At 69.4% G+C, this 10,192-nt stretch carries 11 protein-coding genes; 2 read left to right on the forward strand and 9 right to left on the reverse strand.

What is annotated here, in order from left to right:
* Window positions 1-44 precede the first annotated feature (44 nt).
* The 5 genes from ABZU32_RS20530 to rpsF all read right to left on the reverse strand — a co-directional run bounded on the left by ABZU32_RS20530 (window position 45) and on the right by rpsF (window position 2,980).
* Window positions 45-920, reverse strand: a complete 876-nt coding sequence (locus tag ABZU32_RS20530) for an ABC transporter substrate-binding protein (RefSeq protein WP_354924257.1) — start codon at window positions 918-920, stop codon at window positions 45-47.
* 320 nt (window positions 921-1,240) lie between these two features.
* Window positions 1,241-1,687: a 50S ribosomal protein L9 gene (rplI, locus tag ABZU32_RS20535; RefSeq protein ID WP_354852081.1), complete on the reverse strand. Its 447-nt coding sequence runs from the start codon at window positions 1,685-1,687 to the stop codon at window positions 1,241-1,243.
* Window positions 1,688-1,704: 17 nt separating this feature from the next.
* Window positions 1,705-1,941, reverse strand: coding sequence for a 30S ribosomal protein S18 (gene rpsR / locus ABZU32_RS20540; RefSeq protein WP_061256131.1), 237 nt, complete (start codon window positions 1,939-1,941; stop codon window positions 1,705-1,707).
* Window positions 1,942-2,013: 72 nt separating this feature from the next.
* Window positions 2,014-2,589 carry a single-stranded DNA-binding protein gene (locus ABZU32_RS20545; RefSeq protein ID WP_354924259.1) on the reverse strand — a complete coding sequence of 192 codons (576 nt, stop codon included), beginning with the start codon at window positions 2,587-2,589 and terminating at the stop codon, window positions 2,014-2,016.
* A gap of 100 nt (window positions 2,590-2,689) precedes the next feature.
* Window positions 2,690-2,980: a 30S ribosomal protein S6 gene (gene rpsF / locus ABZU32_RS20550; protein ID WP_354852086.1), complete on the reverse strand. Its 291-nt coding sequence runs from the start codon at window positions 2,978-2,980 to the stop codon at window positions 2,690-2,692.
* A 239-nt stretch (window positions 2,981-3,219) separates the two neighbouring features.
* On the opposite strand from rpsF, the gene ABZU32_RS20555 reads away from it, so the two are divergent.
* Window positions 3,220-3,525 (forward strand): hypothetical protein, encoded by a 306-nt coding sequence (locus ABZU32_RS20555; protein WP_354852088.1) that lies wholly within the window; start codon window positions 3,220-3,222, stop codon window positions 3,523-3,525.
* Window positions 3,526-3,688: 163 nt separating this feature from the next.
* Here ABZU32_RS20555 and ABZU32_RS20560 read toward each other — a convergent pair whose 3' ends face one another.
* Window positions 3,689-3,874 carry a hypothetical protein gene (locus ABZU32_RS20560; protein WP_354852089.1) on the reverse strand — a complete coding sequence of 62 codons (186 nt, stop codon included), beginning with the start codon at window positions 3,872-3,874 and terminating at the stop codon, window positions 3,689-3,691.
* Between the two features lie 100 nt (window positions 3,875-3,974).
* Here ABZU32_RS20560 and ABZU32_RS20565 point away from each other — a divergent pair, with 100 nt between their 5' ends.
* Window positions 3,975-4,730, forward strand: a complete 756-nt coding sequence (locus tag ABZU32_RS20565; RefSeq protein WP_354924261.1) for a deoxyribonuclease IV — start codon at window positions 3,975-3,977, stop codon at window positions 4,728-4,730.
* Window positions 4,731-4,908: 178 nt separating this feature from the next.
* Here the strand turns inward: ABZU32_RS20565 and ABZU32_RS20570 are convergent, their stop codons facing one another.
* The 3 genes from ABZU32_RS20570 to ABZU32_RS20580 form a co-directional block, all read right to left on the reverse strand.
* Window positions 4,909-6,033, reverse strand: coding sequence for a mannosyltransferase family protein (locus tag ABZU32_RS20570; RefSeq protein WP_354924263.1), 1,125 nt, complete (start codon window positions 6,031-6,033; stop codon window positions 4,909-4,911).
* Window positions 6,034-6,244: 211 nt separating this feature from the next.
* A complete protein-coding gene (locus ABZU32_RS20575) occupies window positions 6,245-7,594 on the reverse strand; it encodes a glycosyltransferase 87 family protein (protein ID WP_354924265.1) in 1,350 nt (449 codons plus the stop codon).
* Between the two features lie 12 nt (window positions 7,595-7,606).
* A partial coding sequence (locus tag ABZU32_RS20580; protein WP_354924266.1) for a transglycosylase domain-containing protein occupies window positions 7,607-10,192 on the reverse strand: 2,586 nt, incomplete at its 5' end.

Here is a 10,192-nt window from a genome sequence, read left to right on the forward strand (position 1 = left end):
GGGGACGCGGGGGTCGGCCGGGCTCCCTTCCGGGGCCCGGTCGCTCACTTCAGCTCCGGCGCGCCGGCCGCCGAGCCGAGCCACCGAGTCTCGATCTTCGCCAGCTCGCCGGAGGACTTCAGCTCGCCGATGGCCTGGTCGACGCAGCTCACGAGCGGGTTGCCCTTCTGGAAGACCAGGCCGAACTCCTCGGGGGTGCCCGAGCCCGCGCCGAACTGGCCGACGATCTTGGAATGCTCCACCTGTGCCGCCGTGACGTAGAAGGCGGTCGGCAGGTCGACCACCAGGGCGTCCACCTGCTTGTTCTTCAGCGCGGTGATCGCGTCGATCTGCTCGTTGTAGACGTTGGGCTCGGCGCTCGGCTGGATGACGTCCTTCACGGCCTGCAGGGAAGTGGTGCCGATCTGCACGCCGATCTTGGCGTCCTTCAGGGCGGCCAGGGAGGTCGCCGATGCGAACTTCGAGCCCTCCAGGGCGACCGCCGCCTGCTTGACCGTGTAGTACCCGCTACTGAAGTCGACGGCCTTCGCGCGGGCCGGGGTGATGGACACCTGGTTGACGTCGAAGTCGAACTGCTTGTCGCCGGGCGCGAACGCCGAGTTGAACGGGATGCTCGCCCAGGACACCTCACCGTCGGCGAAGCCGAGCTTGGCGGCCACGGCGTAGGCGACGGCGCTCTCGAAGCCCTGGCCGTTGGCGGGCTTGTCGTCCTTGAACCACGGCTCATAGGCGGGCTTGTCGGTCGCGATCGTCAGGGTGCCGGACTTGAGCAGCTTGAGCTGGTCCTTGGCGCAGGAGGCCGACGCCTGCGGAGTGCCGCTCGCGCCGGCGGAGGGGGTCGTCGTGTCGGAGGCCGGAGCGCACGCCACCGCCACCAGCGCGAGGGCGCCGAGCGCCGGCAGCATCGAGGGACGGAGCATACGTGCCTCCAGAAGGCGTCTCACCGAGGGAATTCGTCGCCCAGGATAGCGGGAAGCACGCATTCGTACATATAGCGCCAACCAGCAGCAAACAGGGATAACCTGCGGCTTCGCTCCGTAGAGATGACGAAGGCCCCTTTCCCGGAAGGAAAGGGGCCTTCACCGGACCTCGGGCCACGGCGCGACCACCCCGCGAAGGCGGGACGGCGAGCCGCGACCGGGACCTCAGGCGCCGGAGACCGTCACAACCCGAAGATCGTCAGACCCCGGAGACCGCCGGCGACCGCCGGCGACCGGAGGCCGTCTGTGCACGGGAACCGTCAGGAACCGACGACCTCGACGTCGAGGTTGGCCGACACCTCGGGGTGCAGCCGGACCGAGACGCGGTGGGAGCCGACGCTCTTGATCGCGTTGGTGATCTCGATGCGACGACGGTCGAGGAGCGGACCGCCCGCGGCCTTGACCGCGTCGGCGATGTCACCGGTGGTGACCGAGCCGAACAGGCGGCCGGAGTCGCCGGCGCGCGTCTTCAGCGTGACCCGAAGGGCGCCGAGCCGGCCGGCGACCTCCTTGGCGGTGCCGAGGTCGCGGATCTCGCGGGCGTCGCGCGCCTTCTTGATCGAATCGATCTGCTTCTCGCCGCCGCGCGTCCACCGCATGGCGAACCCGCGGGGGATCAGATAGTTGCGGCCGTAGCCGTCCTTGACCTCGACGATGTCGCCGGGAGCGCCGAGGCCGGAGACCTCATTGGTGAGAATGAGCTTCATATCTCGCAAGCCTCCTGTCAGCGCGCGGTGCTCGTGTACGGCAGCAGCGCCATCTCACGGGCATTCTTGATCGCGGTCGCCACGTCACGCTGGTGCTGGGTGCAGTTGCCCGTCACCCGGCGGGCACGGATCTTGCCGCGGTCGGAGATGAACTTCCGCAGCAGCGCCGTGTCCTTGTAGTCGACGTAAGAGATCTTGTCATGGCAGAACAGGCAAACCTTTTTCTTCGGCTTGCGCAGTGCCGGCTTCGCCATCTTGGTGCTCCTCCTAAGAGAGCCCCGCATGACGCGGGAATGGTCGATCGGTTACTGGAATGGATGAGTGGATCAGAAGGGAGGCTCGTCGCTCAGGTCGCCGCCACCGCCACCGCCGCCGTAGCCGCCCTGGTTGTAGCCGCCACCGCCGCCGCCACCGTAGCCACCGCCACCGCCACCGCCGAACCCGCCACCGGCGGGCGCCGGAGTGGCCGAGGCCCACGGGTCGTCGGCGCCGCCGCCGAACCCGCCGCCTCCGCCGCCTCCGCCGCCGCCCTGGCGGGCGGTCTTGTTGACCTTGGTGGTGGCGTTGCGCAAGGACGGGCCGACCTCGTCGACCTCGACCTCGTAGACCGTGCGCTTCTCGCCTTCCTTGGTCTCGTACGAGCGCTGCTTCAGCCGCCCCTGCACGATGACCCGCATCCCACGCTGGAGGCTCTCGGCGACGTTCTCCGCCGCCTGACGCCACACGTTGCAGGTCAGGAAGAGGCTTTCGCCGTCCTTCCACTCGTTGGTCTGGCGGTCCATGAACCGCGGAGTGGACGCGATGCGGAACCGGGCCACGGCCTGCCCCGAAGGGGTGAAACGCAGCTCGGGGTCGTCGACAAGATTGCCGACGATGGTGATCGTTGTGTCGCCTGCTGCCATCGGTCGCTTTCGCCTTCCTGCGTGAGTCTGCGCAGCCTGTCGGGCCTCAGAGTACGGCTCCGGCCCGACAAAAGCCGGGCTTCGGCGGACTCGGAGCCGCTCAGTGCATGTCGGGGCGCAGCACCTTGGTGCGCAGAATGCCTTCGTTCAGGTTGAGCTGGCGGTCGAGCTCCTTGACGGTGGCCGGAGCCGCCGTCAGGTCGATGACGGCGTAGATGCCCTCGGACTTCTTGATGATGTCGTAGGCCAGCCGGCGACGACCCCACACGTCGACCTTCTCCACCGTGCCGCCGTCGTTGCGGACGACCGTGAGGAACTGGTCGAGCGAGGGAGTCACCGTGCGCTCATCGAGGGACGGGTCCAGAATGACCATCACTTCGTAATGACGCATGCGGACTTCCAACCTCCTCTGGACTATCGCGGTCACGACACCATGCCGTGACAGGAGGACGCTGACGTCGTCGCCCCCGCCTTCGGTGGCGGGGCGACCGCGTGCTTCGAGATCGGGTACGCCGAACGGCACGCATAACGAACGCAGCCCACGAAGTCTACCAGGGCGCCGCGACTGACCTGCCGCGATTGCCCGCCGCCACAAGGGGAACGTGGGAGAAGAGGAAGGGGGTGGTCATCATGCGATCTGCCACCGGCTCCGGCAGAGAGCACTTCCACCTGTCGCTGAACACCGACGGCAGGAAGCACACCCTGGAGAACGCCCTGACGCTGGTGGCGCTGGCCTGCGGCGGCGTCGCCTTCATCAGCGGCCTGGTGGTGAGCGCGCACATCGTCGCCTCGTGGGCGGGGGTCGTCGGGTTCGTCGTCGGGATGTACTCGCAATATGTGTCGGCCACGACCGCCGAGCGGTCGGTGAACATCGTCGCCATCGTCATGTCGTTCGTCGGCGTCGCGATGGGCGTCTATCACGGAGGGTTCGTCTGACCGGCCCGGACGGCCGGTCCGTCCGACCCGCGAAGGCCGTCACGCCCGTCCGGTGCGGCACGATGGGGCGCCCCCCGAGGCGCCCCCGCCGTTCACTTCCCGCCGGCGTGGAGATCGGCGTGCCATGTCGTCGCTTCTCCCCGCGTCCGTGGAGGTCGCCGCGTCACTGTCCGCCGATGTGGAGGTCGATGCCGAGGAGAATGAGGAACCACAGGACGATGGCGAGCAGGGCTTGCGCGATCTTCCTGAGCAGGCTCGGGGTGATGTAGTCGTGAACCCATGCCACGTAAATGCCGATGAGGATGTAGATCAGGCCTAAGAGGCTGATCCCGCGGCGGTAGTAGGCCACAGTCGTCTCCTATTTTGTCACGGTACGCGGGTATCAGGGCGTACCAGCCTGGCGCCCCTACTGCCCCTGGTGGAGACCTTGAAACGGCTAGGCTCGACCCATGGTGCGTATCGGAGCTCACGTCGACCGAGATGATCCCCTGGCCCACGCGACGGCCCGCGGCGCGCAGGTCGCGCAGTTCTTCCTGGGCGATCCGCAAGGGTGGAAAGGCCCCGTGCTGCCGGAGAACGCCGAGGCGCTGGCCTCCTCGGAGATCGACGTCTACGTCCACGCGCCGTACGTGATCAACGTCGCCACCGCGAACAACCGCATCCGCATCCCGAGCCGCAAGCTGCTGGCCGGCCAGCTGGAGGCGGCGGCGTCGATCGGCGCCAAGGGCCTCATCGTGCACGGGGGCCACGTCGGCAAGGACGACGACCCGCAGGTCGGGTTCGACAACTGGCGCAAGGTCTTCGAGCGGCTGGAGACGCCGATCCCCGTCCTGATCGAGAACACCGCCGGAGGCGGCAACGCGATGGCGCGCCGGCTCGAGCGCATCGCCCGGCTGTGGGAGGCGCTGGACGGCTTCGACGTGGGGTTCTGCCTGGACACCTGCCACGCGCACGCCGGCGGCGAAGAGCTCGCCGACGTGGTCGACCGGGTCAAGGCCATCACGGGCCGCATCGACCTGATCCACTGCAACGACTCGCGGGACGCCTTCGACTCCGGCGCCGACCGTCACGCCAACCTGGGCAAGGGACAGATCGACCCCGAGCTGATCCTGTCTGTGTGCCGCGCCGCGGGGGCGCCGATCGTGGTCGAGACACCCGGCGACGGGCAGGCGGCCGACATCGCCTTCCTTCGTGACCACCTTTAGTCCACAGCCTGTGGATAAATCCCCTGGATTACGGAGCCGGAGAAAGGGGTAAGGCGTTCCCTCGCCCCGGCGGGGGACGACCCGCGGACGGACGCGAATCGGCCCGCCCGGGCACGGACCGCGTTCGCAGCGGACGCGGGGCAGGCCATCCAGCGGGGGCCGGTGACACCGGCACGGGTCAGCCGGCCCAGGCGCCGCGCATGAAGGTCAAGGTGTTCAGCACCATGAGCGGCCCGGCCACCAGCGCGTACAGCAGCAGCACCCAGCGGCGGCGCACCGACACCCGGCCGATCATCACCCACAGCGGCCACCACAGCAGGGCCGAACGCGGCACCGACAGATAGTACGCCGAGAACAGCAGGGCGCTCAGCTGCAGTCCGACGTACACCAGTTCGCTCCACCTGCGGGCGACGAGCAGCCAGATCAGCACGGCCACCCCGAGCAGCGCGCCGGCGACCTCCATGCGGAACGCCCACACGAACTGACCGTCGCCGGCCGCCATCTGCCAGGTGGTCAGGAACGACTGCCACGGCCAGACCATGTCCCGTCCCCAGCCGGCCTGCTGGGCGTGCTGCCAGGCCAGCCAGTCTCCCGTGCGCTGGTGCTGGTAGAACGAATAGGCGACCAGAGGCAGGAAGGGGACCGCCAGCCACCATGCCTGGCGGAGGCTCCCTCGGCGCGTGACGTACTCCACGATCAGCGCGAGCGCGAGGAACAGACCCGTGATGCGCACGCACGACGCCCCGGCGGCCAGCAGCGCCGCCGCCGGCCAGTCGCCGCGCCGCGCGTACAGCCAGGCGGGTATCGCGAACGCCAGGAACAGCGACTCGCTGTAGCCGGCGAACAGGAACACCGCCATCGGGAACAGCAAAATCGCAAGGACCGCCCGCCGTCCTGCGCCCGCGGGGCCCTCGAACTCGGCCAGCCGCGCGAGGGCCACCATCGCCACCGCTCCGGCGACGAACGAGATCAGCAGGCCGGCGAGCGACCAGTCGGGGATGATCACGTGGACCAGGCGCAGCGCGATGGGCATGCCGGGGAAGAAGGCGGGCAGCCCGGCATCCGGGTTCTCGGCCGGGTCACCGCCGTAGCCGAACTTCGCGATCTTCACCAGGAGCCCGGCGTCCCAGTGCGTCCAGCGTTCCAGGAACGGGGTGTCCTTCTGTTCGCTGCTGAGCACTCCGGCGCCGACCGTCATGGCGACGATGATCCCGATCCGCGACCCCAGCCACGCGAGGAGCGCCTCGCGGTCGGAGAAGCGTGCGGGCGCCGGGGAAACGGTCTCCGGGGGGGAGGTCTGCACGCATAGGAGAATAGAGGGTCAAGCTGGACTTCTCGATCAGAGAGAACCGGAAAAAGCCCGGCTGCCGGGAAGAGCTCGGAGCCGGCTCCCGGACGGGACGGTCGGAAACCCGCGGAGCCGGCCGGCACGATCGCCGCGTCCCGGCCGGAACGGCCGGGACGGCCGGGAGCTCACAGCGGTTACGCCGAGCGCCGCCTCCTGGACGCAAGGGTCAGGAGGCTTCGGGAGCGGCCTCGCGCACCGCCGTCCGGGACGGCATCCGCAGGACGAAACGGTCCTCGGCGCCGTCGAAGACGCCGCCCACCGGGTCGTCCACGCCGCCCTGCCGGATGACGTCGTGCTCGGGGCGCAGGATGTCCCTGACCACGAACGCCGCCAGGATGGCGATGGTGATCGCCCGGGCCCACACGGCGGCGAAGTAGCCGCCGTCGCCGATGCCGAGCGTCTCGTTGCCCGGCTGGACGTGGACCAGGTACAGCCAGATCGCGAAGAAGTACCAGCACTCGGCCACCTGCCACAGCGCCAGCGGCTTCCAGTTCGGCCGCGCCAGCACCGCGAACGGCACCAGCCACAGCACGTACTGCGGCGACCACACCTTGTTGGTGACCATGAACGCGGCCAGCACCAGGAAGCAGAGCTGCATGAGACGCGGCCGGGTGGGCGCGGTGAGCGCCAGCACGGCCACGGCCAGGCACAGCAGGCCGAACGACACGATGCCGAGCATGTCCACCCGCCCGGCGTCACCAAGGAAGGGCCACTGCCGGTTCTGGAAGAAGAACCACAGCGACCCCCAGTCGGCTCCGCGCTCGCTGCTGAAGACGTAGAACCTCCTCCAGCCGTCGAACGCGAAGAGCATGAACGGCAGGTTGACCACCACCCAGGTGATCACCGTGCCGCCGACCGCCCACAGCAGGGCGGGCAGCTTGCGCGTCCGCAGCGCCAGCAGCAGCAGCGGGCCGAAGAACACGACCGGGTAGAACTTGGTGGCGATGGCCAGGCCCAGCAGCGCCCCGGCCGTGAAGTGGGCCCGCCGCGACCAGGCGAGGAAGGCGCCCAGGCTCAGCGCCCCGCACATCAGGTCCCAGTTGATGAACGCGGTGAGGATGAGCGCGGGCGCCAGCGCGTACCAGGCGGCGTCCCACGGCCGGCGCTGCAGTCCGGCCAGCGCCACCATGACCACCACCCCGGCGACCAGCGACGCCGCCATGACGATCACCGTGAGGTCGAAGAACCGGACGCCCGGATCGCTGGTGCCCGTCACGAGCTTCTGGATGACCCACATCAGCGAGCCGATGCCGACCGGGTACTCGACGGGATGACCGAAGTAGGGCGTCAACCCCTGGTCGAGCTTCTCGTTCCACCACAGCGGATAGATGTCGGTGTAGCAGAAGTTGAGGAACTGCTGCGTTCCGTCGTTCCACGCCCCGCCGAACCGGCACGGCGCCTTCCACGCGTACGCGAGGATCGCCCCCAGGGCCGCGAGCAGCCCGAGAGGGACGAATGGCAGGGCGGCACGCGCCACGGAGCCGGCGGCACCCGGCGTGGACGTGGAACGGGTCATGTCGTCGTCCGATCAGCGAGAGGGCGCGGGCGTCGATCGGCGCCCGCCCGGCGCGGTCGGAGTGGGCGCGGGGGTGGCGGCGTCGGAGGGGGTGCTGCCCTGGTTGAAGGGGTCGCCTCCGCCGTTGCCGCCGTTGTTGCAGCTGTCGTCCCAGGGCAGGCAGCCGCCGTTGTCGTCGGGGTTGCCGTTGGGGTCGCCGTGGCCGTTGGGGTCGCCGTTGTCGTTCGGGAACCCGTTGTCGTCCGGGAACCCGGGGTCGGCCGAGGGAGTCGGCGTCGGGATCGGCTTGGGCACGATGTTCTCCGGCGACCCGCCGTTGACGGGGTCGGGGAACTGCTCGACGGGCTTGCCGTTCATGGCCGCCGCCATGAACGCCCGCCACACCTGGCTCGGGTAGGTCGCGCCCTGGATGTTGCCCAGGGAGACCTCCTTGCCGGTGCTGCCGTTCGGGCAGATCTCCCGCTCGGACAGCACCTTGCCCTTCTTGGTGACGCACTGCTCGCGGTACATGCCGACGGCGGTCGACATCTGCGGAGTGAAGCCGACGAACCAGGCTTCCTTGTTCTCGCTGTTGGTACCGGTCTTGCCGGCCACCGGGCGGTCGGACAGCGCGGCGCCGCGGCCGGTGCCCTCCTTGACGACGGCGCGCAGTGCCTCGATGGCGTCCGCGGCCGCGGACGGGTCGATCACCTGGGTGAAGGACTTCTCCTCGGGGATGACCACGTTCTTGTTGACGTCCTCGACCTGCCGCACCACGTGGGACTTGTAGTGCCTGCCCTGGTTGGCGAAGATCGAGTACCCGCTCGCCTGCTCCAGCGGCGAGACCAGGGCGGTGCCGATCGCCAGCAGGAACTTGTGCTCCTTCTCGTCCCGGTCGAGCTCGTCCCGCGGGATGCCGGCCCCGGCGGCGATGTCCATCACCTTGTCCAGCCCGACCTGGTAGGCCATGGACGCGTAGGCCGTGTTGATCGAGTGCGCGGTGGCCGAGGTGACGGTGATGCCCGAGGGCATGCGCTCCTCGTTCGTGATCTTGGTGGTGTTGGGCAGCACCTTGGGCACGGTCTCGTTGCCGGGCACGTAGCTGTTCAGGCTGTAGCCCGCCTTGAGCCAGGCCGCCAGGACGTACGGCTTGAACGCCGACGCGGCCTGCTTGCGGGCGTAGAAGGCGTCGTTGAACTGGTCGGGATGCTTGCCCAGGTAGTTCTTGCCGCCGTAGAAGGCGATGACCCGGCCGTTGCGCGGATCGACCGCGGCGAGCGAGGTGTGGATCTCGGGCGACAGGGGCCGGGTGTTGTTCTGCACGGCCTGCGCGGCGACGTCCATGAGCTTCTTGTCGAACGTCGTCCTGATCTTGTAGCCGCCGGTCTCGATCTCGGAGCGGGGCAGCCGGTCCTTGAGCTCGTCCATGACAGCGTTGATCATGTAGCCGCGGAAGCCGCTGTTGTAGTTCCGCGCCCTGTACTTCTGGATCTTCGGGAACTTGGCGGTGGCCGGCAGGTTGCCGTACTTCTGCGGCCAGGTCCTCGCCATCTGGCCGATGACGTAGGTGAAGCGCTCCTGCGTGGCCTTGAAGTTGCCCTGGATCTCCTGCGCGTCGAAGTTGCCCGGCTGCTGGATGCGCCCGGCGAGGTAGGCCGCCTGCGCGGGGGTGAGCTCGCTGGTGTGCTTGCCGAAGAACGACCGGGCCGCGGCCTCGATGCCGTAGGTGTTGCGGCCGAACGGCACGATGTTCAGGTAGTACAGCAGCACCTTGTCCTTGGTCCACTCCTTGTCGAGCTTCACCGCGATGAAGATCTCCTTGATCTTCCGGGTGACCGTCCGCTCGGCGGTGAGGTTGTCGAAGTAGCCGCGGGCCATCTGCTGGGTGATGGTCGAGGCGCCCTGCACCTGCTGGCCGCTCGCGGTGCTCCACAGCGAGCGGGCCATGCCCGAGAGCGAGATGCCGGAGTCCTCGCGGAAGCTGGAGTTCTCGGCGCCGATCACCGCGTCCTGGACGTGCTGCGGGACGTCTTTCAGGCTGTCGAGCTTGACGCGCTCGACCCCGAGCTTGGCCAGCACCTCGCCGCTGCCGTAGTAGATCGTGCTGCCCTGCGCGTTGGCGCTCTCCTTGGCGCTCTCCTCGGTGGGCAGCGGGGTGTTGGCGTAGGCCACGGCGATCATGCCGAAGACGCCGGCCGCGATCACGGCGAAGCCCGCCATGACGATCTTCCAGTTCGGTAGGAACCGGGTCCAGCCGCGGCGGCGGGGCGGCTCCTCGCCCTTCGCCCGGCGGGACCGGCGTCCGCCGGGCGGGCCGTCGCCGGGACCCCGGCCACCAGGACCGCCGGGTCCGCCGGGACCACCCGGGCCTTCGGGGCCGCCCGGGCCCGCGGGCGCGCCGAACGCGCCCGTCGCGCCGGCGCGGGCGGGACCACCCTGCGCCCTGCGGGAGCGCCGGGGCCCCGCGTCGCGGCTCACGACCGTCTCGGCGCCGGACGGCTCGCGCCGCGGCGCCGCCGGACCGGCCGCGGCGACCTCCTGCATCGACTGGGTGTCCTCGAAGGCCGCCTCGGAGCGGCGCGACCGCGGGTCGGCGGGACCCCTGCGCGGGTCGCCGGA

This window comes from Sphaerisporangium sp. NPDC005288 (genome assembly GCF_040607475.1).
GTDB classification, from domain to species: Bacteria; Actinomycetota; Actinomycetes; order Streptosporangiales; family Streptosporangiaceae; genus Sphaerisporangium; species Sphaerisporangium rhizosphaerae.